This window comes from Streptomyces sp. NPDC029041, assembly GCF_040637515.1.
Classification (GTDB): Bacteria; Actinomycetota; Actinomycetes; order Streptomycetales; family Streptomycetaceae; genus Streptomyces.
On the sequence record NZ_JBEZWO010000017.1, the window covers coordinates 84312 to 108569 of the forward strand.

Genomic DNA, 24258 nt, shown 5'->3' on the forward strand with positions numbered 1-24258 from the left:
GACTTCCGCACCAGCACACCCGAACGAGGAGAGGTCATGCCTCCGCGTACGACCGACAGCACACCGGAGAGGCGCGGCGACGACCGCGCGCCGTCGTCGGCCACGGAGCCCGGGACCACCGGGGACCGGGAGGGTGGTGCGGCGGCCGGGACGGAGACGAGCGGGCCACGGGGCGCGGCGACCGAGGACTGCCGAGACCGGCCTCCCGCGGCAGGCACGGACTCCGGCGAAGCCGGGCGCCCGGCGGACACCTGCCGGGACGTGGAAGCCGCCGGTGCCGAGCCGCGGCCGGACACCGACCGCGCGGAGACCGATGAAGCAGAGACCCCGACGGACACCACCCGCACGGAAGCCGGCGAAACCGGGAAGTCCGCCGGGTCCTTCGGTGGACAGCGGGCCGGCCGCGCGGCACCCGCCGACGACGGCGGCGCCGGCACGGCCGGTGCTCGCCCCGCCGACGGACGCACCGGGCCGGAGGCCGGTACCGGGCACGAGGCGCGCACCGACGCGCCGGCCGTCGATCCCGATGCGCGTCAGCGGGTCGCCGCCGTGCGGCGGGCCGCCGACGGGGGGCGGCGGTGGCGTGGGCTGCATGTGGCGGGGTGTGCGGTGCTGCTGGCGGTCGCGGTGACCGGCGGGGCCGTCGCGGTCGGGGGTGTGCAGGACGGGAGGACCGGTGCCGACGCCGTGTCGGCGGCCGGGGCGTTGTCGCCCGGCGACCTCGCGCGCGGGGACCTCGACGCCGGGATCGCGTCCCTGCAGAAGCACCTGCGGGCCCAGCCGAGGGACTTCGGCAGCTGGGCCACCCTCGGGGTCGCCTACGTCGAGCAGGCCCGCACCAAGGGCGACCCCTCCCGGTACGCGCAGGCCGAGAGCGCCCTGAAGCGGTCCCTCGCACTGGAACCGGGCAACGACCAGGCGCTGGCGGGCCGCGCGGCCCTCGCCGCCGCCCGGCACGACTTCCCCGCCGCCCTGGCCCACGCCGGCCGGGCCCTGAAGCAGAACCCCTACAACGAGCGCGCCCTGTGCACCCGTATCGACGCCCTCGTCGAACTCGGCCGGTACGACGACGCCGCGAAGGCCGCCGACACCGCCGACGACAGGCGCCCGGGCATCCCCGTCTTCACGCGGTACGCGTACGTGCACGAGCTGCGCGGCGACGTCCGCACGGCGCGTGCGGTACTGCAGCGCGCCCTGGGCTCGGCGCACGCGCCCGCCGACGTCGCCTACGTCGCCACCGCCCTCGGCCAGCTCGCCTGGAACCAGGGCGAGTACAAGACGGCCCTCGGCCACTACGCCCGGGCCCTCGCCGCCGACGACGCGTATCTGCCCGCTCTGGAGGGCCGCGCCCGCGCCCAGGCCGCGAGCGGTGACCGTGCCGCCGCAGTCGAGGGGCTGGAGCAGGTCGTCGCCCGGTTCCCGCTGCCCGGCCCGCTCGTCGCCCTCGGCGAGCTGTACGAGGACCGGGGCGCCGACGGCGACCGGGCGAAGGCCGGCGACCAGTACGCCCTCGTCGACGCCTGGACGGCCCTCGCCCGGGCCGGCGGTGCCAACACCGACCTGGAGACGGCCATGGCCGCCGCCGACCACGGCGACAAGAAGGAAGCCCTGCGCGCCGCCCGCGCCGAGTGGGAGCGCCGGCACAGCGTGCACACCGCCGACGCCCTCGCCTGGGCCCTGCACGTCAACGGCCGCGACGAGGAGGCCCTTTCCTACGCCCGCCGGGCCACCGCCACCGGCTACCGCAACGCCGTCTTCCTCTACCACCGCGGTGTCATCGAGCGCGCCACCGGGGACGACCGCGAGGCCCGCACGCACCTGAAGGCGGCACTGGACCTGAACCCCGGCTTCTCGCCGCTCGGCGCGCGCGAGGCCCGTACCGCACTCGAGGACCTGGAGGGGAACCGGTGACCCTGCGCCGGCTGTTCGCGTCCGGCGCCGCCGTTCTCACGGCCGCCTGCGCGCTCACCCTGCTGCCCGCCGCCACGGCGAGCGCCCACCCGCTGGGCAACTTCACCGTCAACCGCTACGACGGCCTCGTCGCCGCCCCCGGTGAACTGCGGGTCCACCACGTGGAGGACCTCGCGGAGATCCCGGCGACCCAGGCGGGGCCGGACATCGAGCGCCTCGGCATCGCCATGTGGGCACGCGAGCGGTGCGCCGCGGCCGCCGAGGACAGCCGGGCGACCGTCGACGGCCGAGGGGTCGACCTCACCGCCGAGCGCAGCAACGCCCGCGTGCGGCCCGGGCAGGCCGGACTCGACACCCTCCGCGTGGAGTGCGAGCTGACCGCGCCCCTCCCGTCGGGCGGCAAGACCGTGTCCCTCGGCTTCCGCGGCGCCGGTGCCGGCAACGGCCCGGGCTGGCGGGAGATCACGGCGCGGGGCGACCGTATGACGCTCGCCGCGTCGGACGTGCCGGAGAAGTCGATCTCGGACGAACTCACCAGTTATCCGGAGGAGTTGCTGTCCTCCCCGGCCGACACCGCGTCGGCCGCCCTGCGGGTGCGCCCCGGCGGCGCCGCCCTGGCCGACGAGGAGTCGGACGCGCCCGCGGCCTCCGTGCTCCCGCGCGGCGCCGACCGCTGGACCCGTGCCCTGGACGACCTGGTGGCCCGGCAGGACCTCACCGCGGGCTTCGCCGCGCTGGCCCTCCTCATCGCCGTCGTGCTCGGTGCGATGCACGCGCTCGCCCCGGGCCACGGCAAGACCATCATGGCGGCGACGGCGGCGGCCCGGGGCGGTCGGGCACGGATGAAGGACGTCCTGCCCATGGCCGCCTCGGTGACCGTCACGCACACCCTCGGCGTGGTCGCCCTGGGCCTGCTGGTCACGGCCGGTTCGGCGGCGGCGCCCTCGGTGATCGCCTGGCTCGGTGTGGCCAGCGGCCTGCTGGTGACGCTGGCGGGCGCGAGCCTGGTCCGCCGCGCCCTGCGCAACCGCGCGCACACCCACCACCACGACCACGGAAGCCACACCCACGACCACCACGGCCACGCGCACGACCACAAGGATCACCACCACGGCCACGGCCACGACCACGACCACGACCACCCGCACGATCACGCCCACCCGCACTCCCACCCCCACACGATCGAGCACAGCCACGGCGGCTTCACCCACTCCCACCCCGTCGCGCCCACCCTCCGCGGCACGATCCTCATGGGCTTCGCCGGCGGCCTCGTGCCCAGCCCGTCCGCCGTCGTGGTCCTGGTCGGTGCCGCCGCGCTCGGGCAGGCCTGGTTCGGTCTGCTGCTCGTCGTCGCGTACGGCGTCGGGCTGGCCCTCACCCTCACGGCCGCCGGGTACGCGGTCGTCAAGGCGGGCAGCGGCATGACCAGGCTCCTGGACCGGCGCCCGCGCTGGTCCGCGGGCCCGATGGCGGCGCTGGTGCGCCGGACCGCCCCGCTCGGTTCCGCCTTCGCCGTACTGGTCCTCGGGGCCGGGCTGGTGTTCAAGGGGGCGGCATCCGCACTCGGCTGAGTTACGTTCGTGAGGCATCGGATGTCCGGAGAAAAGCGGACGTCGTGAGGAAATCCGACCGCGTGGGGAAGAGACACCCCATGGAGATTTCGCCCGGCTGCGAATGGGGGCGCCGTGTTCGAAGAACCGGGCCATGAGCGCGTGATCGCTGGCCGCTACCGCCTCCTCGCACCGCTCGGCGAGGGCGGCATGGGGACCGTGTGGCGCGCCCGCGACGAGGTGCTGCACCGCGAGGTCGCCGTCAAGGAGGTCCGCGCGCCGTCCGGGCTGGCGGGCGACGACGTGCAGCGGATGTACGCCCGGCTGGAGCGGGAGGCCTGGGCGGCGGCCCGGGTGGCCAACCGCAACGTGGTGACCGTGTACGACGTGGCGACGGACGACGGCCGTCCGTGGATCGTCATGGAACTGGTCCGCGGCCTCTCCCTCGCCGAGGTCCTGGACGCCGAGGGCCCGATCGCTCCGCAGCGTGCCGCGCACATCGGGGCCGAGGTGCTGGCCGCGCTGCGGTCCGCGCACGAGGCCGGGGTGCTGCACCGCGATGTGAAGCCCGCCAACGTGCTGATCGCGAACGACGGCCGGATCGTGCTCACCGACTTCGGCATCGCCATGGTCGAGGGCAGCTCGGCGCTGACCATGACCGGCGAGGTGATCGGCTCGCCCGAGTTCCTCGCCCCCGAGCGGGCGCTCGGCCGTACGCCGGGCCCGGAGTCGGACCTGTGGTCGCTCGGCGTGCTGCTGTACGCGGCGGTCGAGGGTCACTCCCCCTTCCGTCACGACACCCCGCTGAGCACACTGCGGGCGATCGTCGACGAGGAGCTGCCGCCGCCGTACCGGGCCGGTCCGCTCGCCCCGGTGATCGAGGGCCTGCTGCGCAAGGATCCCGAGCAACGGCTGCCGCCCGAGCGGGCCGAGGAGGATCTGCGGGTCGTCGCCGCGGGCGGTTCGCCCCGCGCGGACACCACGCGGGCGGTTCCGTTCCCGCCGACGGTCGTGGGCCACCCCGAGCCGGCGCCCACGCCCCCGATGCCATACCCGGGGCGTACGGCGGCATCCGGTGCGGGCGCCACCACGACGGCCACCCGCCACGGCCGGGACCGCCGGGCCGGCCGGGTGCTGGTCGCGGGCGTGATCGCGCTGGCGCTCGCGGTGGGCGGGCTGACGTACGCGCTGCTCGACAACGGGGACGGGTCCGGCGGCGACGACCAGGAGGCCGGGGACACCACGCCCACCGCGACCAAGAGCCCGCCGCGCGACACCGCGACCGAGAAGTCCAGTCCGTCGCCGACGCCGAGCAGGACGAAGGAGAGCAGTCCGCCGCCGCAGTCGGTGCGGGTCGCCCTGGAGGGCCGGCGCACGGACTACTCGGGCCCGTGTCCGCCGCGGAACGCGCAGGCACCCGAGTTCACGGCGACGCTCACGGTGGGGCGGCTCCCGGCCGAGGTCACCTACCGCTGGGTGACGCGGGACGGCCAGGTGCTCGACGGGGGCTGGAAGACGCTGTCGTTCACGGAGGGCGGCGACCGTTCGAAGCGGGACACCGTGCGGGTGACGACGCGGGAGGAGACCGGGACGTTCGAGAACGAGATCAGCGTCGAGGTGCGGGAGCCGGTACGGGAGACGTCCGAGTCGGTGCCCTTCTCGGTGACGTGTGAGACGGAGACCCCGACGGGCGGGGCCTCCCCTTCTCCTTCCGGCACGGATCCGGACGCGCAGCCGGGTTCGGACCCGGGGTCCGGACAGGACTCGGACCCGGACTCCGGCTGAGCGGTCAGTCGTTGCTGTTCAACACGGGCAGGTAACCGCCCGACTGGCCGGGTGCCTTCGGGTGGTACGACTCACCGATGTTGAGCCAGCTGACGCTGTGCAGCCAGGAGTCGGCGGAGCAGATCTCGTGGCCGGTGAAGGTGGTGCGGACGTCGCCGAAGGCGAAGCCGTGGTCCGCGGCGCGCTTGGCGACGGCGGTGTTGAGGTGGTCGGAGGCGTCGTTGATGGCCTTGCGCTTGGTCTCGGACAGGCCGAGACAGCTGGTGCCGAGCTGGTAGAAGCGGGGGTAGCCGAGGACGACGACCCGGGCGGCCGGGGCCTTGGAGCGGATCGCCGAGTACACGCTGTCGAGCTTGCCGGGCAGCGTGGAGTCGACGTACGCCCGGGCGGTGTTGATCCGGGAGACGCAGGCGCTGTCGGACTGGGTCACACAGGTCGTCATGACGTCGGCGAATCCGGCGTCGTTGCCGCCGACGGTGATCGAGACGAGGGCGGTGGAGGCGCTGAGCGGAGTGAGCTGACTCGCCAGAACATCACCCGTACGGGCGCCCGAGCAGGCGGTGAAACCGAAGCTCGAGGGTGAGTGGGCGGCGGCCCAGAGGTAGGGGTAGGCCTTGGTGCTGCGCTTGCAGTCGCCGCTGGAGCTGATGTAGCTGCCGGCTCCGACTCCTGAGGAGTAGGAGTCGCCGAGGGCCACATAGCCGCCTGGTGCGGCGAGTGAGGACGCCTGCGCCGTCGCTGCCCCGGAGAGGGCGGTGCCGACGGCGAGGAGGAGCGAGCTCACGAGGACGACAAGTCGGGAACGTCTCATGGAACCTCCCTTTAGCAGGATCTCTGCCATAACCGTCGTAGCAGCGACGCGCGTTGACAGGAAGTGTCCATGCCAAGTCTTTTCGGCCTCTCCCCCGATACTTGGCGCGTTCACCACGGCTCGTGTTACGCGCCGCACCTCTCTTGTTACGTGCTCATGACAGATTTGTTGACTGATGCTCAACTCTCTTGTTCTACACCGGTAGTTGGTCGACGCTTTACTCCGGCCGGCAGCGGAACGCGGCGCTCCCCGGCCCGTGTGCGCGAACACGCGCACATCCCCACATGACGCGCGTCCCACCCAGGCGCGCGCCGCCAAGAGGAGGACTCCCTCGTAATGGCACAACTGCGTAGCAAGAGACTCGGGCTCGCCGCACTCACCTCGCTGGCGACCGCCGCCCTCGTCGGCGGGCTCACCGCCCTTCCCGCCCAGGCCGCACCCGCCGAGGGCCGGGTGCTCGCCGCGGACTCCCCGACCGCGATCAAGGACAGCTACCTCGTCACGCTCAAGAAGAGCGCGGGCCTGAAGGCGTCCTCGGCCGCGGGCAAGGGCCTGGTGAAGGAGTACGGCGGCTCGGTCGACAAGACGTTCGGCAAGGCGCTGAACGGCTACTCCGCCACCCTCTCCGCCACCGAGGCCCGGCGGCTCGCCGCCGACCCGGCGGTGGCCTCCGTCGAGCAGAACCAGCGCGTCACGCTCGCCGCCACCCAGACCAACGCCCCGTGGGGCCTGGACCGCATCGACCAGGCCTCGCTGCCGCTGTCCGGCACCTACACCTATCCGGACAGCGCGGGCAGCGGCGTGACGGTCTATGTGATCGACACCGGGGTGCGCATCACCCACCAGCAGATCAGCGGCCGCGCCGCGCACGGCTACGACGCCGTCGACGGCGACACCAACGCCTCCGACGGAAACGGCCACGGCACCCACGTGGCCACCACGATCGCGGGCTCGACCTACGGCGTGGCCAAGAAGGCGAAGATCGTGGGCGTGCGCGTGCTGAACAACAGCGGCTCAGGCACCACGGCCGGCGTGATCGCGGGCATCGACTGGGTGACGAGGAACCACTCCGGCCCCTCGGTCGCCAACATGTCGCTCGGCGGCGGTGCCTCCGCGACCCTGGACACGGCGGTCCGCAACTCCATAGCCAGCGGCGTTACGTACGCCGTCGCCGCGGGCAACAGCAGCACCTCCGCCTCCTCGTCCTCCCCCGCCCGGGTCGCCGAGGCGATCACGGTCGGGGCCACCACCAGCACGGACGCCAAGGCGAGTTACTCCAACTACGGCTCCGCCCTGGACATCTTCGCGCCCGGCTCGTCCATCACGGCCGGCTGGCACACCAGCGACACCGCGACCAACACCATCTCCGGCACCTCGATGGCGACCCCGCACGTCGCGGGCGCGGCGGCGGTCTACCTCGCCGGCCACACCTCGTCCACCCCGGCCCAGGTCGCGACGGCCCTGGTGAACGGCGCCGTCACCGGCAAGGTCACCAGTGCGGGGTCCGGTTCGCCGAACCGCCTGCTGCAGATCGTTCCGTGACCCACGTGAGCACCCGCACCTGAACACACGTTCCCCGGAGGCCCTGATCGCCTCCGGGGAACGCATGTTTATGAGAAGGGAACGTGCAACTTCCGTCGCACGAACGGTCCCTCGCACCGGCCAAACCAACAAAAACGTGAGGTGCCGTTCCAGGTCTTGCCATACGGGTTCAATCGTCAATACCGTCATACATCTCACCCGCATCGGTCCGTCAGTACGCGGCTCCAGGGGAGGGCTCAAGGACCGCGACGAACCGGCGCGGGGCGCGGTAGGGGGGTGCCGTGCTCGGTGACCGCAAAGGTCTCCGGGCCGTGCCGCGCGGTCGGCTGCCGTTTTTGCGGCCGGCCAGCTTTGCCAGCTCACCCTGCGTGCCGGAGCTTCATCCCGGCACGCCTCGCCGTCTCGGCGTGCCTCGGGTGAGAACCCCCCTTTCGAACCGGACTGGATCCGGACTGCCCTGGGGGGGCGGTCCACCGGACGAGAGGGACCAGACTCATGAGCTCAGTTCTGCAGCCGGCCACGACGCAGCAGCGTCCGCCGACCGCCTCGACATACCGACCCGTCTCCTCTCACCTGGCGATCGCGCCGCCGGTGAGCGTGGTGATCCCGGCCATGAACGAGGCGGAGAACCTGCCCTACGTCTTCAAGACCCTGCCCGACTGGATACACGAAGTGGTCCTGGTCGACGGCAACTCCACCGACAACACCGTCGAGGTGGCCCGCGAGCTGTGGCCCGAGGTGAAGGTCGTCGAGCAGCGCGGCAAGGGCAAGGGCGACGCCCTGATCACCGGGTTCCAGGCCTGCACCGGCGACATCATCGTGATGGTCGACGCGGACGGCTCGGCGGACGGCGGGGAGATCCTCAGCTACGTCTCCGCCCTGGTCTCCGGAGCGGACTTCGCCAAGGGCTCCCGCTTCGCCAACGGCGGCGGCACCGACGACATGACCTTCATCCGCAAGATGGGCAACTGGGCGCTGTGCACGGCCGTCAACCGCAAGTTCGGCGCCCGGTACACCGACCTGTGCTACGGCTACAACGCGTTCTGGCGGCACTGCCTCGACAAGATCGACCTCGACTGCACCGGCTTCGAGGTCGAGACCCTGATGAACATCCGGGTCGTGAAGGCCGGGCTCAAGGTGCAGGAGATCCCGAGCCACGAGTACCTGCGCATCCACGGCGTCAGCAACCTGCGGGCCGTGCGGGACGGGCTGCGCGTGCTGAAGGTGATCCTCCAGGAGCGCTCCAACCGGCGTGCGCTGCGCCGCCGTTCGGCCCGTTCGTCGATGCCGGCCGCGATGCGGGGAGAGGTGTCTTGAGCGGTCCCGGCATCTCCGTCGTGATCTGCGCGTACACCGAGGACCGCTGGGAGGACATCCTCGCCGCGGTCTCCTCGGTCCGCGCGCAGTCACGGCCGGCCCTGGAGACGCTGCTGGTCGTCGACCACAACGAGACGCTCCGGGAGCGTCTGGCCAAGGAGTACAAGGAGACCGCCGACGGTGCAGCGGTGCGGGTGCTCGCGAACGCGGGCCCCCGCGGCCTGTCCGCCGGCCGCAACACCGGCATCGCCGCGGCCCGGGGCGAGATCGTGGCCTTCCTCGACGACGACGCCGTCGCCGAGCGCGACTGGCTGCGGCACTTCGCCGAGGCCTACACCGACCCATTGGTGATGGCGGTCGGCGGGCGCACGGAGCCGGTCTGGGCGTCCGGGCGGCGGCCCGACTGGTTCCCCGAGGAGTTCGACTGGGTGGTGGGCTGCACCTACCGGGGTCTGCCGCGCGGCCGGGTGCGGGTGCGCAACGTGCTCGGCGGCAACGCCTCGTTCCGGCGCAGTGCCTTCGGCCTGGCGGGCGGTTTCGCCACCGGCATCGGCAGGGACGGCGACAAACGCCCGCTGGGCTGCGAGGAGACGGAGCTGTGCATCCGTCTGACCCGGGCCCGGCCCGACGCGGTCCTGCTGATCGACGACCGGGCGGTGATCCACCACCGGGTGCCCGAGGTCCGCGAGCACTTCCGCTACTTCCGCACCCGCGCCTGGGCCGAGGGCCTGTCCAAGGCCCTGGTGGCGCGGAGCGTCGGGGCGGAGAAGGGCCTGGAGTCGGAGCGCCGGTACGCCACGCGGGTCCTGCCCGCCGGGGTGGCCCGGGGCCTGCGGGACGCCCTGCTGGCCCGGTCGGGCGGCGCGGGACGGGCCGGCGCGATCGTGGCCGGGGTGCTGACGGCGGCGGGCGGTTACGTCGTCGGCAGCGTCCGGGCACGCCGGGGCGGGACCACGTTCCAGGTGCCCGAGGTGGAGGTGACGGCCCGTGAGTGACGAGCGCGTCCCCATCCTCATGTACCACGCGGTCTCGACCGACCCGAACGAGGAGACGCGTGCCCTGTCCGTGGCCCCGGAGGCGTTCGCCGAGCAGATGGCGGTGCTCGGCGACCGGGGATTCAGGCCGCTCACCACGGCCGGGCTGGCGGCGTGCTGGCGCTCCGGCCGCGCGCTGCCCGAGCGGCCGGTCCTCATCACCTTCGACGACGGCTACGAGGGCGTGCACCGGCACGCCCTCCCCGCCCTGGCCAAGCACGGCTTCCCGGCCAGCCTGTTCGTCTCGACCGGGTGGCTCCGCGGACCGTACGACACCGGCGGCGGCCTGGACACCATGCTGGACTGGGACCAGGTCCGTGACCTCGCGGCGGCCGGTGTCGAGATCGGCGGGCACAGCCACAGCCACCCGCAGCTCGACCAGGTCTCCGACGCCACCCTGCGGTTCGAACTGATCCACTGCAAGGAGATCGTCTCGGACCAACTGGGCTCCGTACCGGCCTCGTTCGCCTATCCCTACGGCTACTCCAGCCGCCGGGTCCGGCAGGCGGTGCGCGAGACCGGCTGGGCCCAGGCCCTCGCCGTCGGCAACGGCCTCGCGCGGCGGGCACAGGGGCCGTACGCGCTGCGGCGGGTGACGGTGCGCCGCCGTACGGGCATCGAGGAGTTCGAGCGGATGGTCGAGGGGCGCGCGATCGCCCGGACGTTCGCCGCGGACCGTGCCCTGACCAAGGGGTACGCCGTGGTCCGCAGGGCCCGGCAGGCGCGCCGGCTGGTCTCCCGCGCCGGGGACTGACCTGCGCGGGGACGACATGCCGCGTGCACGCGGAAACCGGGTGCACGCGGCGTCCCCGTGCCGGATCATGGCGGCATGTCTGGAAACCCGCACGAGGCGCTGCCGATCCGGCTCAACGTCGACGACTCCGACTCCCCGTCCGACGTCGTCGACGCGCTGTTCCTCGGCCGCTTCGCGACGGGCGAGCAGCCGTTCTCCCACGCGGTGAACATCGACCGCGTGCGGTCCGGGGCGACGCTGATGCCACCGGGCGCCCGGGTGCTGCGCGTCGCCCGGGACGACGACCGCAGCGCGACCCTCGCCGAGGGCGACGGCTGGACGCTGCTGGTCTCCCGCTGGAACCGGGGCGCGGACGTCACGGTGACGGCGACCCGCGAGGAGCTCGCGAAGAAGATCCTCGACCAGGCCACGGACGGCGCGGCGGACGAACCCGAACCGCAGCCGGAGAACGTCACGATGGGCTTCTGGTACGTCTCCCCGCGCCGCGGCCCGCACCGCACCACCCGCCAGATCGCGGCGGGCACCTGGGACGAGGTCCGGCCCAACTACACCGCGCCGGTGGCGGACGCCATGGACCGCCTGATGAAGACGACCCCGGAGGACATCGCGGGCCGGCTGCTCCTGCTGCACGGCCCACCGGGCACCGGCAAGACCTCCGCGCTGCGCACCCTGGCCCGGTCGTGGCGCGACTGGTGCCAGGTGGACTGCGTCCTGGACCCCGAGCGGCTCTTCTCCGACGTCGGCTACCTCATGGACATCGCCATCGGCGAGGAGGACGCGACGGGCAAGGGCCGCTGGCGGCTGCTGCTCCTGGAGGACTGCGACGAACTGATCCGCGGCGAGGCCAAGCACACGGCGGGCCAGGCCCTGTCGAGGCTGCTGAACCTGACGGACGGACTGCTGGGCCAGGGCCGCAACGTCCTGGTCGGTGTCACGACCAACGAGGACCTGGAGCGCCTGCACCCGGCCGTGGTCCGCCCCGGCCGCTGCCTCGCCCGGATCGAGGTCGGCCCGCTGACCCGGTCGGAGGCGGTGAACTGGCTCGGCCAGGAGGACGGCATCGGCCGCGAGGGCGCGACGCTGGCGGAGCTGTACGCGCTGCGCCGGGGCACGTCCCCGACGGCCCTGCCGGAGCCGCGCGGGGGCGTGGACGCGGGGCTGTATCTGTAGCGGGCCCACCCGCTGGTTCCGGTCACAACCGCCTCTCACCTGCCTGTTACCCAGGCGTGCCACAGTGTGCGGCGGAGCGACGCCGAGCTCCGCATGGACCAGGGAGGCTCTGATGGCGCACCCGGCGCCCACCGTGTTCAGCGAACCCGCCCACCGCGTCGCGCGATGGGTCCTGCCCGTCGTGCTCGGTGCCGTCTACGGCAACTGGGTCGCGGTGAACCGGCGTCACGGCGGTCCGGTCACCGGGCCGGACGTGGCGTCGGGTGTGTGGAGCGCGCTCGCCTTCATGGCCCTGTGCATCGCCGTGGTCCAGGCGACCCGGCGCCTCAGGCGTGATCTGCACGCCCTGCACGCCCTGCTGCGGGCGGCGTTCGCCGGTGCCGCACTGGGCTTCCTGTACAGCCAGACCGGCGACGACGTCCGTCCCGTGGTCATCACGTCGGTGCTGGTCACGGCAGCCCTCTTCCTGCTGCTGTTCTACCGCTTCCACACGCGCACCGACGCTTAGCGTGGCCTGGTGCTTTCATAGGGGTATGACACTGTTCGTCGGCACGTCCGGGTGGCAGTACAAGGACTGGCGGGACGTCCTGTACCCGTCCGGGCTGCCGATGCGGCTCTGGCTGGAGGAGTACACGGGGCACTTCGCCACCGTCGAGATCAACAACGCCTTCTACCGGCTGCCGGCCCGGGAGACGTTCGAGGACTGGCGGCGGCGGGTGCCCGGTGACTTCGTCGTCGCGGTCAAGGCGAGCCGCTATCTGACCCACATCAAACGGCTCAAGGAACCCGAGGAGCCCGTGCACCGGCTGATGAGCCACGCGGCGGGCCTCGGCGACCGCCTCGGTCCGGTCCTGCTCCAGCTCCCGCCCACACTGCGCGCCGACCCGGGCCTGCTGGACGCGTGCCTGGCCTGCTTCCCGGCCTCGACCCGGGTCGCGGTCGAGCCGCGCCACGACTCCTGGTGGACACCGGAGGTCCGCCGCGTCCTGGAGTCCCGGCGCGCCGCCCTGTGCTGGGCCGACATCCTGGCCCGCCCGGCGACACCGCTGTGGCGCACGGCCGACTGGGGCTACGTCCGCTTCCACCAGGGCCGCGCCAAGCCCTGGCCGCGCTACGGCCGGCGCTCCCTGGCCACCTGGCTCGACCGCATCGCCACGACCTGGACCGACGACGAGGACGTCTACGCCTACTTCAACAACGACCCGGGCGGCGCGGCGGTGGAGGACGCGATGGCGTTCGCACGGGCGGGAAGATCGGCGGGCCTGAACATCACCCGCACCCCGGAGCGGCTGACGCAGCCGTCCGGCTAGGGCCTCCTGTGCCGCGGGGCCCGCCCTCCGGGCGGACGACGGGACTTCGCGGACACGACTCAGCCCCCGCGAGCCGCCCGCAGGGCGTCCCGGACCGCGGCGAGCGCGGCGTCCTCGCCCAGTCCGAGCCGCCGGGCCCGCTCCGCAAAGGCCTGCGCGGCCGAGGCCAGCTCGCGGTCCGCCGCCGACCCGGCCGCGGCCACGAACGTGCCGTTGCGGCCCCGGGTCTCGATCACCCCGTCCGCCTCCAGCGCCCGGTACGCCTTGGCGACCGTGTTCGCGGCGAGGCCCAGCGACTCGGCCAGCCCCCGCACGGTCGGCAGCCGGTAGCCCACGGGCAGCGCACCGGAGCGCGCCTGCTCGGAGATCCGCGCCCGCACCTGCTCGTAGGGCGGGGCGCTGTCGTCGATGTCGATCTTCAAGGTCACAGGCCCGATTGTCGCGCACCCGGCGGAAAATGAGAGGCATCCCGGAAGGTCCTACGCGTAGCGTGCGCCCTCATGACTGTGATCGTGCGCGACCTGCGTCCCGATGTCCGAGCCGATGCCGAAGGGTTCTCCGACACCCGCCGCCTCGCCCTTCCGTACATGTTGTCCACCCCCGAGTCGGTGGTGCACACCCTGACGCACAGCCACCCGGACACCCGTTTCGGGCAGCTCGTCGCCGAGGAGGACGGCGAGATCATCGGCACCGCCCAGGTCAGCGTCGCCCACGACAGCACGGAGCCCGGCCAGGGCTCGGCCAACGTCTACGTACGCCCCGACCGCAGGAACCGCGGCGCCGGTTCGCTGCTGCTGCGGACGGCGGAGGAGCGCCTGGGCCGCCTCGGCGTCACGAAACTGTTCGCCTGGGTTCTGGACGAGCCGGACAACCGCGCGTTCGCCGAGCGGCACGGTTACCGGGCCAGCCGCTCCGCCTGGTTCCTGCGCCTGGACCTGGCGGGCGGCACGCTCCCGCCCCGGCAGGAGCCACCGTCCGGCGTCGAGCTGCGCACGGCCGCCGACTTCGCGGACGACCCACGCCCCCTGTTCGAACTGGACGCGGCGACGTCGTCGGACGAACCGAGCGACATCGACGTGGAGTTCACGGACTACGAGGCCTGGCTCGAGGAGAACTGGAAGCACCCGCTGCTGAACCGCGAGCTGACCACCGTCGCGCTCGTCGACGGCCGGCCCGCCGCCTTCAGCGTGGCCTACACGGACGGCGACTCCCGTTACGCCACCGCCATGACCGGCACCGCCCGGGAGTTCCGCGGCCGGGGCCTGGCCAAGCTCGCCAAGAACGACTCGCTGCACCGCGCCCGCGCGGCGGGGTGCACGGAGGCGTTCACCGGCAACGACACGGGGAACGAGCCGATGATCGCCATCAACAAGTGGTTCGGCTATGAGATCTGCGCGAAGGAAGTGCGTCATGTCCGCGAACTCGGCTGACCGGAACCCGCAGCCGGCCGACAGGAACACCCGGCTGGACGTCGTCCTCGTCAAGGCGGGCCGTACGAAGATCCGTTACAGCGGAGAGCTGCTGGCGGACGACGGCACGCGCGTGGCGGTCCGCGCCGCGTGGGCGGGCTCCGGCGTCCGCGACTTCGGGTTCGTCCGCTTCGAGCCCGGCGACGTCTTCACGGAGTACTACTGGCGCGACCGCTGGTACGCGGTGAAGGAGGTCCGCTCCGCCACGGGCGCGCTGAAGGGCTGGTACTGCGACGTCACCCGCCCCGCCCGGCGCTCCGGCCCGGAGCTGGTCGTGGAGGATCTCGACCTGGACCTGTGGCGCTCCGCGGACGGCACGGACGTGCGACGCCTGGACGAGGACGAGTTCGCCGAGAGCGGCCTCGGCGCGTCGGACCCCGAGGCGGCGTCCGCCGCCCTGGCCGCGCTCGACGAACTGGAGTCACTGGCCCGCGGCGACGGCTTCGCGGCCCTCCTGGCCTGAGCCGCCGGTCACGGCGACCACCGCGTACCGCTCGTCCGTCACCGGCCCGCCCCACAGCAGCGGATCGTCCGAGAGCCGCTGCACGCGCACCTGACCGGCGACCGGGGCGAGCAGACCGGTGAGCCGCTCGGCGGGTATGCCGACCGGCTCGATGGCCCCCCACACCCCCTCGACCAGCACCAGCCGTCCGCCCGGCCGCAGCAGACCCCGCCAGTGCCTGAGGGCCCGGGCGGGGTCGGGCAGGGCCCACAGGACGTGCCGGACGAGCACGGCGTCGAAGCGCTGCTCCCCGACCGGCGGTGCCGCGGCGTCACCGACGAGGAACACGGCGTCGCGCCCGGCGAGCTTTTCCCGGGCGCGGGACACCATCGCCGGGGAGAGGTCCACGCCCGTCACCCGGTGCCCCTGCTCGGACGCGAGGAGTGACAGGCTGCCGGTGCCGCAGCCGAGGTCGAGTACGTCGCCGGCGCGTCCCGGCAGCCAGTCGCGCAGCCGCCCGGCCCAGGCACGGCGCACCTCGGGGTCGCGCAGGCCGTGGTCCGGCTCCTCGTCGAAGGAGGCGGCCTCGGCGTCCCAGTCCACATTCGTCATGGGCCCCAGAGTGACACCCGCCACTGACAATCCCATCGTGACTGCCGCCACTGACAGAACAGGAGCGATGAGTCACCCTCCCCCGAAAGGTCTACCTCCGTGAGAACGCGGAACCCGGTAGACCCTCAAGGAGGCAGCCATGCGCCGTGTGACCGTGCAGAAGCCCCTGAAGAAGTCGGACGTCCGCCGGGTCCGCGAGGAGGCCGACGAGCGTCCCGCCGGGCGTCCTGAGGTCCGCAAGGACATCGCACGCACCTGGTGGCCGGACGCCTGAGCGGCCGGTGCGGGTCATGAGACGCGACGCTCAGAGCAGCCGCTTGCGGTAGTGGACGCGGTCGTAGGGCCCGTCCGTGCGGCGCTCCAGGAGTTCGTAGCCGTACTTCGGGTAGATCTGCTGGTTCTCCCACATCAGCGCGTTCGTGTAGAGCCTGACCTCGGGCAGGCCGAGGGAACGCGCGTGTGCGTCCACGAACCGGAGCAGCCGCCCGCCCACTCCCCCGCCCTGCGCGGCGGGGTGGACGGCGACGGTGTCGAGGAAGAGGTGGTCGTCGAACGCCTCGACCACGACGAGCCCGGTCACGGGATCGCCCGTCACGAACACCCGGCCCGCGGCCACGTTCGCCGCGTGATCCTCCTCCATGGGCTGGGGCACCAGTCCGATGCGCTCGATGTAGGGGCGGAAGGCCGCGTCGACCACCTCCGCGACGACCGCCACGTCGGCGGCCCGGGCCGGCCGGATCTCCTCGTCTGCCATGCCGCGACGGTACCTACCTGATGCCAGTCCGAACACTCCCTTAAGCGGGCCATAAGGATCTCCTTCACCCGCCCTCAGCAGGCGATTTCACGGTTCTCAGGGGCTAGCTTCGGAGCACCCCACGGGATTCCGGCCCGCATCGGCCCGGACCTGCCCCCTGCACCGTTTCGAGGAGTTCCCGCATGCCCGCACGCCGCAAGGTCGCCTCCGTCGCCGCCCTCGGCGGCCTTCCGCTCGCCCTGACCGTGCTGACCGCCGCGCCGGCCGCCGCGCACGGTTCGATGGGCGACCCGGTCAGCCGGGTCTCGCAGTGCTACGCCGAGGGCCCGGAAAGCCCGAAGTCGGCCGCGTGCAAGGCGGCGGTCGCGGCGGGCGGCGCCCAGGCCCTCTACGACTGGAACGGCATCCGCATCGGCGACGCGGGCGGCCGGCACCAGCGGCTCATACCGGACGGCAAGCTCTGCAGCGCGAACAACGCGGAGTTCAAGGGGCTCGACCTCCCCCGCGCCGACTGGCCCGCGACCGCCGTCCACAGTGGCTCGTACACCTTCAAGTACCGCGTGACGGCCCCCCACAAGGGCACGTTCAAGGTGTACCTCACCAAGCCGGGCTACGATCCGGCCAAGCCGCTCGCCTGGAAGGACCTGGATCTCGCGCACCCGGTCGCGACGTCCACCGACCCGGCCGCCACCGGCGGTTTCTACACCTTCTCCGGCAAGCTGCCCCGGCGCTCCGGCACGCACCTGCTGTACGCGGTCTGGCAGCGGTCGGACAGCCCGGAGGCGTTCTACTCCTGCTCGGACGTCAGCTTCGGCGGCGGTGGCGGCGCGGCGGGCGGCGCGGCTCCGGCCCCGTCCGCCTCCGCTCCCAGCGAGAAGCAGATCAAGGACGGCAACGGCAAGTCGACCATCGAGCACCACGGGCACGGCGACGACGACCCCGGCACGTCGGCGGCGCCGGCCGCGGCCCCGGAGAAGAGCACGCCGGACCGCCCGAAGGCGGCGCCCGCGCCCAACCGGCCGAAGGCGGCCGGTGCCACGGAGAACCTCGCCGAGACCGGCGGCGACAGCACCACCCCGTACGTGGCGATCGGCGGTGCGGCGGCGCTGGCCCTGGGCGCCTCGGCGCTGTTCCTGTCGGCCCGGCGCCGGACGGTGAGCGGCGGCCGGCACGACCGCTGACGCTCACCGCCCCACGACTCGGGGCCTGTCCGGCGGCTCAGGCCGGACAGGCCCCGAAACGTTTCTCTGATACGTGCCGACAGGTGACACGTATCAGCAGATGACACGTATCAACAGGTGACACGTGTCATTCGAAGGCCGATGCGCAGGTGGTGGGTGTGGCGTGGCCCGGGTCGAGGGCGTTGGCCACCTCGTGGAAGACGACCCGGTCCAGCAGCCCGGCGGCCACGTGCTCGGACAGGTCGACGGGGCACAGGTCCTGGAGCAGGACGTTGCGTACGTCCGGTCCGCTCAGGTACTGGCTGCGCCACGGCGTGACCACCTCGTCGTACCGGGTGGCGATGACGGTGTAGCGCACGCCGGGCACGGTGTCGCCGCCCGCGTTGAGCTTGGTGAGGAAGGCGGAGCCGGTGACCTGGTCGGCGAGGGCGGGGGTGTTCTTCGAGAGCAGGTCCGCGGCGCCGGGGAAGTACGGCAGCAGGTGGGTGAATCCGTTCAGGTCGGTGCCGTGGTTGCTGGGCGCGATGCCGACCAGGGCGTGCACCTCGGCGGCTCCCCCGAGGAACTTGAGGTAGTAGCGGGGCATCATGCCGCCCTGCGAGTGCCCGACGACGTCGGTCTCGTCGGCTCCGGTGGCCGCGAGCACCTTGTCCACGAACTCCTTCAGCTGTCCGGCGGACTTCTCGACGGGTCCGAGGCCGTGGAAGAAGGGGACACCCTCCAACTGGCCGTAGTCGAGGGAGAAGACGCAGTAACCGCGGACCTTCAGGTAGGGGGCGAGGCCCAGCCAGTTGTCGACGGAGTTCCCGAGGGTGCCGTGGACGAGGACGACGGGACGGGGGTGGGCGGCGGACGGCTTGCAGGAGTAGTCGTTCCAGCCGGAGCTCGGGGCACCGGCGGCCTGGGCGGTGGTGGCGGGGACGGTGAGGGCGGCGGCGGTCAGTACCAGCGCGGACAGGGGTCTGAGCACTCGCTTCCAGGGCAGCATCGGGTGATCTCCTTGCGACTCAAGGGGGGATGCGACGGGACTGGGCCCTGTGATCCGGATCACGAGGATGCTGTTCACTCGTCAAGTTACGGGCGAGTAGCCAAACTGGGAAGTTACGCGTCAGTAAAAACTCGCCGCGCAGCCGGTGCTGCGACTTCCAGCCGACACCCCCTCACCAGGCGGGCCGCACGGGCCCGTGCGGGGCGATGCACAGCAACTGCTCGCGCAGCGACCGCAGTTCGCGCTCCCCCAGCAGGTCCCCCCATTCCCGCACGACGTCCGCGGCCGCCTCCTCGGCCGCCCGCGTGCAGTCCCGGCCGCGCCCGGTCAGCACGACCAGGCGCGCCCGCGCGTCCTCGGGATGCGGCCGCCGCTCGGCGTACCCCTTGCGCACCAGCTCGTCGACGAGCTGACTGGCGGCCTGTTTGGTCACCCCGAGGTGGACGGCGAGGTCGGTGACCGTCGCGCCGTCCGGAGCGAGCCGGGCGAAGGCGAACCCGTGCGCGGGCCGCACCCCTTCGAAGCCGCGGGCGATCACGCCCTCGTGGATGCGTTGGGTGAGCCCGCCGGCGGCGGCGAGCAAGGCGGCGGACAGGGCCATGGCCTCGGAGTTCTGCACGCATGCATTGAAACACCCTTGACGAAACAGTCAAGAAGCTTGACTATATGGTCAAGCTGCTTGACCACTTGGAGGCCTCATGCCCGTCGTCCGATCGTCCGAAGCCGTCACCCACGAGATCCACGGCGCCCGTTTCGTCTCGTACGCCACCCCGGGCAGCGGCAGCAAGGAGCTGTGCGCCTGGCGGGGTGAGATCCCGGCCGGCCTGAAGGCGCCCGCGCACACGGTCAGCCGGGAGGAGATCTTCCATCTGCTCGACGGTGAGCTGCTGATCACCCTCGACGGCCGCACCGAGCGGATCGCCGCGGGCGACACGGTGATCATCAACCCCGGCGCCACCCTGACCGTCGAGAACCCGACCGACCGGACCGCGTACTCCTGGGTCACCACCTCGATCGGCCTGGAAGCACGGCTGGCCGACGGCACCCGCATCGTGCCGCCGTGGGCCAACTGACGTCCTGCGGAAGGCCGGCGTCATACGGCAGGGCCTGCGGGGTCTACGCCGCCCGTCCCCCGCGGCGTACGCCCCCTAGTCCCCCGGGCATCACCGCCCGCGGCCCGAACTTCGCCCGTGCCCGGTCCGCGACCTCCTCGATGCGGCGGACCTTCTCGTCCACCGGGTCGAAGGTCAGCTGGTGGGAGGCCTGGTCGGCGGGGCCGAGCCCCTCGGCGCGCAGGGAGATCGCCCGCACCCGGGCCCGCTGCAGCCCCAGCGCCTCGTACATGCCGTACGCGGCCCGGGTCAGTGCCGGGGAGTGGGCGGTCGGTTCGCTCAGGGTGCGGCTGCGCGTGGTGGCGGACCGGTCGGCGTAGCGCACGGTGAGGGTGAGCGTGCGGCAGACCTTCTCCAGGGCGCGCAGCCGGGCGCCGATCTCCTCGGCGGCCGACAGCAGCGCCCTGCGGTGCCGGTCCGGGTCCAGTTCGTCGCGCCCGAAGGGGCGTTCCGTCGCCAGGGACCGGGAGACGGCGTTCGGCAGGACCCGGCCGCGGTCGATGCCGTTCGCCTTTTCGCGCAGCTCGCGGCCGGCCTTCGCGCCGATCAGCCGCTGCAGCGTGGACAGCGGTGCGGCGGCGACCCGGCCGAGGGTGTCGAGCCCGTAGTCGCCCAGGGTGCGGGCGGTCGCGGTGCCCACACCGGGCAGCGCGCCGACGGGCTTGTCCGCGAGGAACTCCGCGATGGCGTCCGGCTCGTCGGGCACCGTACACGTCACCCCGGGCACGGCCTCACGCAGCGCCATCCGGGCCAGCAGCGGCCCGGGTCCGGCTCCGATCACGCAGTCGACGCCGTGGAGCGCGAGTGACCGCACCCGGATCACCGAGGCCAGTTCGACGGCGTCCCGCCCGAAGTACCGCTCGGCACCCCGCAGGTCGGCCAGCGCCCCGTCCGGTGGCAGGGCCTGGACGACGGGGGTGAACTCCTCCAGCATCCCGAGCAGATGGGGCAGATCCGCCTCGCTCGTCGGCGGCTGGAAACGTACGCAAAGGATGGTCATCCCGCACTCCCCGGACTCTGATGCCACAACTTCCTCGTGTTCGCGGGCTCTTCGCCCGCCGGACGCAGATCGGCCCAGGGGTGCATCTCGTACCCCGTGGACATGCGGATCTTCCGCTGCTCCATCGGATCCCTGGCCGCGGAACCGGTCGGCGCGGGCACGCCCTCCGACCCGGCGAGCCGCCGCCGCGCGGCGCCCTCACCGTCGCCTTCCGAACCCTCACCGCCGGAGCCGTCCTCACCGGGACCGGGACCGGCCAGCCGGGCGGCGACCCCCTCCAGTCCTTCCTCCCGGCGCACTTCCAGCAGGTCCGCGAGGTTCCAGGCGGCGGCTCCCACCACGCTGAGGCTGCGCGGACCGCGACGCTGCACCACCCCGCGCACCAGCAGCAGCCAGGAGTGGAAGACGGTGTGGGCGCAGGTGTCGTGGGAGTCGTCGAAGAAGGCGAGGTCGACCAGGCCCGTGCCGTCGTCCAGGGTGGAGAAGATGACGCGCCTGCCGGAGCGGATCGGCGGCGTCTGGGTGGCCGCCTTGGCGCCCGCGACCAGCACCGTCTCCCCGTGCCGGGCCTCGCGCAGCCGCCGCGCCGACACCACGCCCAGCTCGTCGAGGAACTGCCGGTGGTCGTCCATCAGGTTGCGTGAGGCGTCCATGGACAGCACGCCCAGCTCGGCACTGAGCCGCTCCGCGGAGGTGAGGTCGGGCAGCCCGGCCGGTGCGGTCTTCCGCCCCCCGGCCAGCGGCAACTGTCCGCCGCCCCCGCCGCGGGCGCCCCGGTGCAGCTCGGTCAGATGCAGTTGCAGATCACGGCGGTTGGCGCCGAACGCGTCCAGCGCTCCCACCTGCGCGAGCCGCTGGGCCACCGGGCGGCTGGGCCGGCCCCGCTCCCAGAAGTCGACCAGCGAGGCATACGGCTGGCCCTCGGCGATGCGCGCCGCCTCGGCCTCGCTGATGCCGTGCACATCGGAGAGAGCCAGCCGCAGCCCCCATTTACCGGACACCAGTTCGATACGGTGTGCGACCCCCGACGCGTTCACGTCCAACGGCAGCACGGGCACCCCACGGCGCCGCGCGTCCGCCAGCAGCAGCCGCTTGGGATACATCCCGGGATCGTGCGTGAGCAGCCCGGCGTAGAACGCGGCCGGATGATGCGTTTTCAGCCATGCCGACTGGTAGGTCGGTACGGCGAAGGCGACCGCGTGCGCCTTGCAGAAGCCGTAGGACCCGAAGGCCTCGACGATCTCCCAGGTCCGCTGGATCGTTTCCGCGTCATAGCCGTTCGCCGCCGCGTGCTGGGCGAACCACACCTTGATCCGCGCCTGCGACTCCGGGTCCGACAGCCCGCGCCGCACCCGGTCGGCCTCGCCGCGCCCGCACCCGGTCATGATGTCGACGATGTCGATGATCTGCTCGTGGAAGACGACGACCCCGTAGGTCTCCTTCAGCGGCCCCTCCAGATCCGGGTGCGGATACCGGATCGGCGCCCGCCCGTGCCGCGCCTCGATGAACGGCCGCACCATGTCGGCGGCGACCGGACCGGGCCGGAACAGCGAGATGTCGACCACGAGGTCGTGGAACGTGGCCGGCTGGAGCCGCCCGACCAGATCCCGCTGCCCGGGCGACTCGATCTGGAAGCACCCGAGCGTCTCGGTGGACTGGATCAGCCGGTACGTCTCCGGATCCCCCGGCGCCAACCCGTCCAGATCCACCCGGACACCCGACACCCGCCGTACTTCCGCCACCGCGTGCGCCATGGCCGACTGCATCCGCACGCCCAGCACGTCCAGCTTGAGCAGCCCGAGGTCCTCGACGTCGTCCTTGTCGAACTGCGACATCGGGAAGCCCTCGCCGCTGGTCGGCATGACCGGCGTACGCGCGAGCAGGGAGGCGTCGGACAGCAGCACCCCGCACGGGTGCATGGCCACCCCGCGCGGCAGGGCGTCCAGCGCCTCGACCAGCTCCCACAGCCTCCCGTACTTCTCCTTCTCCCCCGCCAGGGCCCGCAGTTCCGGCAGCTCCTCCAGCGCGGCGCGGGCGTCCCGCGCCCGGATGTGAGGAAAGGACTTGGCGACCCGGTCGATCTCGGCCGGGTCCATGGACAGGGCGGCCCCCACATCACGGATGGCGTGCCGCACGCGATACGTCTCCGGCATCGCGACCGTCGCGACCCGCTCGGTGCCGAACCGGTCGATGATCGCGCGGTAGACCTCCAGCCGGCGCGCGGACTCCACGTCGATGTCGATGTCGGGCAGCACGACCCGCTCCTTCGACAGGAACCGTTCCATCAGCAGCCGGTGCTCGATCGGATCGGCGTGCGCGATACCGAGCAGGTGATTGACGAGCGACCCGGCCCCCGACCCCCGGGCGGCGACCCGGACGCCCATCTCCCGCACGTCGTCCACGACCTGGGCCACGGTCAGGAAGTAGGAGGCGAACCCGTGGTGGGCGATGATGTCCAGCTCGTGGTGCATCCGCTCCCAGTACTCCCGACGCCGGTCGTACCCGCGCAGCACCATCCCGGCCGCCGCCCGCGAGGCCAGCGTCCGCTGGGCGGTACGGCGCCCCGCACCGACCAGATGCGGCTCGGGAAAGTGGACGGTACCGATCCCGAGATCGTCCTCGGGGTCGACCAGGCACGCGGCGGCCGTGGCCTGCGTCTGCTCCACCAGTCGGTGGGCGACCTCCCGCCGGAACCCCGCGGCTTCCACGATCCGTTCCGCCACCGCGGCCATGTCCCCGGCACCCTTGAGCCAGGCCTCGCCGGAGTCCAGTCCCCTGGCCGGGTCGACGGGCACCAGCCGCCGGGCGGCGTCCAGCACGTCGGCGACCGGCCCGAGACCCGGGTCGGCGTACCGTACGGCGTTGGTGAGAACGGGCCGGATCCGCTGCTCGGCGGCGAACCCGACGGTACGGGCGGCCAGCCGCAGCGAGCCCGGACCCGTACCTGTCCGGCCGTGCCAGACGGCTTCCAGCCGCAGGTCGTCGCCGTAGACGTCCCGCCAGGGCGCGAGCAGCCGCGCCGCACGGTCGGGCCGCCCCTCGGCCAGGGCGCGCCCGACGTCCGACGCGGGCCCGAGCAGCACGGTCACACCCCGGGCATGATTGCGCTCCCAGGGCAGCAGGGGTGTCCCCTCCCCCTCATGGGCGGCCGATACGAGCCCGCACAGGTCCGCCCACCCCCGGGCGCCGTCCCGGGCGAGATAGGTCACCCGAGGGGCCGACTCGTCCACGAAGGCACCGCCCCGCACCGGGGTCCGGCGCCGCCGTCGCCGCTCGCTCCCGGGCTCCGCGCCCCCCACCGCCAGATCGACCCCGAACAGCGGCCGGACCCCCGCCTTCCCGCAGGCCTTGGAGAACCGGACCGCGCCGGCGAGCGTGTCGCGATCGGTCAGCGCCAAGGCGTCCATGCCCCGCTCGGAGGCACGCTCGGCCAGCCGCTCCGGGTGCGAGGCTCCATAACGCAACGAGAATCCGGAGACGGTGTGCAGATGCGTGAACCCCGGCACACGCACCTCC

General features: G+C 72.8%; 23 protein-coding genes. 15 read left to right on the forward strand and 8 right to left on the reverse strand.

Annotation, left to right across the window (positions count from 1 at the left end; genetic code table 11):
* Positions 1 to 36 precede the first annotated feature (36 nt).
* The 3 genes from AB0F04_RS33265 (at position 37) to AB0F04_RS33275 (ending at position 5246) form a co-directional block, all read left to right on the forward strand.
* Positions 37 to 1911: a tetratricopeptide repeat protein gene (locus AB0F04_RS33265; protein WP_362048612.1), complete on the forward strand. Its 1875-nt coding sequence runs from the start codon at positions 37 to 39 to the stop codon at positions 1909 to 1911.
* Positions 1908 to 3482, forward strand: a complete 1575-nt coding sequence (locus AB0F04_RS33270) for a nickel transporter (protein ID WP_362048615.1) — start codon at positions 1908 to 1910, stop codon at positions 3480 to 3482. Before AB0F04_RS33265 ends, AB0F04_RS33270 begins: the two co-directional genes overlap by 4 nt.
* 141 nt (positions 3483 to 3623) lie before the next feature.
* Positions 3624 to 5246 carry a serine/threonine-protein kinase gene (locus tag AB0F04_RS33275; RefSeq protein ID WP_362048618.1) on the forward strand — a complete coding sequence of 541 codons (1623 nt, stop codon included), beginning with the start codon at positions 3624 to 3626 and terminating at the stop codon, positions 5244 to 5246.
* Between the two features lie 4 nt (positions 5247 to 5250).
* On the opposite strand, the gene AB0F04_RS33280 is transcribed toward AB0F04_RS33275, so the two are convergent.
* Positions 5251 to 6057: an SGNH/GDSL hydrolase family protein gene (locus AB0F04_RS33280; protein WP_362048621.1), complete on the reverse strand. Its 807-nt coding sequence runs from the start codon at positions 6055 to 6057 to the stop codon at positions 5251 to 5253.
* A 336-nt stretch (positions 6058 to 6393) separates the two neighbouring features.
* Between AB0F04_RS33280 and AB0F04_RS33285 the strand changes: the two genes are divergently transcribed.
* The 7 genes from AB0F04_RS33285 (at position 6394) to AB0F04_RS33315 (ending at position 13184) form a co-directional block, all read left to right on the forward strand.
* Complete coding sequence (locus AB0F04_RS33285; RefSeq protein WP_362048624.1) at positions 6394 to 7599, forward strand: S8 family peptidase; 1206 nt, start codon at positions 6394 to 6396, stop codon at positions 7597 to 7599.
* 495 nt (positions 7600 to 8094) lie between these two features.
* On the forward strand, positions 8095 to 8916 hold the full coding sequence (locus AB0F04_RS33290) for a glycosyltransferase family 2 protein (RefSeq protein WP_362048627.1): 822 nt from the start codon (positions 8095 to 8097) through the stop codon (positions 8914 to 8916).
* On the forward strand, positions 8913 to 9911 hold the full coding sequence (locus tag AB0F04_RS33295; protein ID WP_362048630.1) for a glycosyltransferase family 2 protein: 999 nt from the start codon (positions 8913 to 8915) through the stop codon (positions 9909 to 9911). Before AB0F04_RS33290 ends, AB0F04_RS33295 begins: the two co-directional genes overlap by 4 nt.
* Positions 9904 to 10704, forward strand: a complete 801-nt coding sequence (locus AB0F04_RS33300) for a polysaccharide deacetylase family protein (RefSeq protein ID WP_362048633.1) — start codon at positions 9904 to 9906, stop codon at positions 10702 to 10704. Before AB0F04_RS33295 ends, AB0F04_RS33300 begins: the two co-directional genes overlap by 8 nt.
* A gap of 75 nt (positions 10705 to 10779) precedes the next feature.
* Positions 10780 to 11874, forward strand: coding sequence for a DUF5925 domain-containing protein (locus tag AB0F04_RS33305; protein WP_362048636.1), 1095 nt, complete (start codon positions 10780 to 10782; stop codon positions 11872 to 11874).
* Between the two features lie 112 nt (positions 11875 to 11986).
* Positions 11987 to 12382, forward strand: a complete 396-nt coding sequence (locus AB0F04_RS33310) for a hypothetical protein (protein ID WP_362048639.1) — start codon at positions 11987 to 11989, stop codon at positions 12380 to 12382.
* Positions 12383 to 12407: 25 nt separating this feature from the next.
* Positions 12408 to 13184, forward strand: a complete 777-nt coding sequence (locus tag AB0F04_RS33315; RefSeq protein WP_362048641.1) for a DUF72 domain-containing protein — start codon at positions 12408 to 12410, stop codon at positions 13182 to 13184.
* Between the two features lie 59 nt (positions 13185 to 13243).
* On the opposite strand, the gene AB0F04_RS33320 is transcribed toward AB0F04_RS33315, so the two are convergent.
* A complete protein-coding gene (locus AB0F04_RS33320; RefSeq protein ID WP_362048643.1) occupies positions 13244 to 13612 on the reverse strand; it encodes a GntR family transcriptional regulator in 369 nt (122 codons plus the stop codon).
* Positions 13613 to 13684: 72 nt separating this feature from the next.
* Between AB0F04_RS33320 and AB0F04_RS33325 the strand changes: the two genes are divergently transcribed.
* Both AB0F04_RS33325 and AB0F04_RS33330 read left to right on the forward strand, forming a co-directional pair.
* Positions 13685 to 14614 (forward strand): GNAT family N-acetyltransferase, encoded by a 930-nt coding sequence (locus AB0F04_RS33325; RefSeq protein ID WP_362048646.1) that lies wholly within the window; start codon positions 13685 to 13687, stop codon positions 14612 to 14614.
* Positions 14595 to 15116 carry a DUF402 domain-containing protein gene (locus tag AB0F04_RS33330; RefSeq protein ID WP_362048649.1) on the forward strand — a complete coding sequence of 174 codons (522 nt, stop codon included), beginning with the start codon at positions 14595 to 14597 and terminating at the stop codon, positions 15114 to 15116. The genes AB0F04_RS33325 and AB0F04_RS33330 overlap by 20 nt, the downstream gene beginning before the upstream one ends.
* On the opposite strand, the gene AB0F04_RS33335 is transcribed toward AB0F04_RS33330, so the two are convergent.
* On the reverse strand, positions 15075 to 15707 hold the full coding sequence (locus tag AB0F04_RS33335) for a class I SAM-dependent methyltransferase (protein WP_362048652.1): 633 nt from the start codon (positions 15705 to 15707) through the stop codon (positions 15075 to 15077). The genes AB0F04_RS33330 and AB0F04_RS33335 overlap by 42 nt on opposite strands.
* 139 nt (positions 15708 to 15846) lie before the next feature.
* Between AB0F04_RS33335 and AB0F04_RS33340 the strand changes: the two genes are divergently transcribed.
* Entirely contained in the window at positions 15847 to 15981 is a 135-nt protein-coding gene (locus tag AB0F04_RS33340) for a hypothetical protein (RefSeq protein ID WP_104778565.1), read from the forward strand.
* A gap of 30 nt (positions 15982 to 16011) precedes the next feature.
* Here the strand turns inward: AB0F04_RS33340 and AB0F04_RS33345 are convergent, their stop codons facing one another.
* Complete coding sequence (locus AB0F04_RS33345) at positions 16012 to 16461, reverse strand: GNAT family N-acetyltransferase (RefSeq protein ID WP_362048656.1); 450 nt, start codon at positions 16459 to 16461, stop codon at positions 16012 to 16014.
* A gap of 182 nt (positions 16462 to 16643) precedes the next feature.
* Between AB0F04_RS33345 and AB0F04_RS33350 the strand changes: the two genes are divergently transcribed.
* Complete coding sequence (locus tag AB0F04_RS33350) at positions 16644 to 17642, forward strand: lytic polysaccharide monooxygenase (RefSeq protein ID WP_362048659.1); 999 nt, start codon at positions 16644 to 16646, stop codon at positions 17640 to 17642.
* 127 nt (positions 17643 to 17769) lie between these two features.
* Here AB0F04_RS33350 and AB0F04_RS33355 read toward each other — a convergent pair whose 3' ends face one another.
* Together AB0F04_RS33355 and AB0F04_RS33360 are read right to left on the reverse strand one after the other, a co-directional pair.
* Positions 17770 to 18630: an alpha/beta fold hydrolase gene (locus AB0F04_RS33355; protein ID WP_362048662.1), complete on the reverse strand. Its 861-nt coding sequence runs from the start codon at positions 18628 to 18630 to the stop codon at positions 17770 to 17772.
* 172 nt (positions 18631 to 18802) lie between these two features.
* A complete protein-coding gene (locus AB0F04_RS33360; protein WP_362048665.1) occupies positions 18803 to 19249 on the reverse strand; it encodes a MarR family winged helix-turn-helix transcriptional regulator in 447 nt (148 codons plus the stop codon).
* 79 nt (positions 19250 to 19328) lie between these two features.
* On the opposite strand from AB0F04_RS33360, the gene AB0F04_RS33365 reads away from it, so the two are divergent.
* Positions 19329 to 19703 carry a cupin domain-containing protein gene (locus AB0F04_RS33365; protein ID WP_362048668.1) on the forward strand — a complete coding sequence of 125 codons (375 nt, stop codon included), beginning with the start codon at positions 19329 to 19331 and terminating at the stop codon, positions 19701 to 19703.
* 43 nt (positions 19704 to 19746) lie between these two features.
* Here AB0F04_RS33365 and AB0F04_RS33370 read toward each other — a convergent pair whose 3' ends face one another.
* Positions 19747 to 20742, reverse strand: a complete 996-nt coding sequence (locus tag AB0F04_RS33370; RefSeq protein ID WP_362048671.1) for a hypothetical protein — start codon at positions 20740 to 20742, stop codon at positions 19747 to 19749.
* Entirely contained in the window at positions 20739 to 24248 is a 3510-nt protein-coding gene (locus AB0F04_RS33375; protein ID WP_362048674.1) for a DNA polymerase III subunit alpha, read from the reverse strand. Before AB0F04_RS33375 ends, AB0F04_RS33370 begins: the two co-directional genes overlap by 4 nt.
* Positions 24249 to 24258 lie beyond the last annotated feature (10 nt).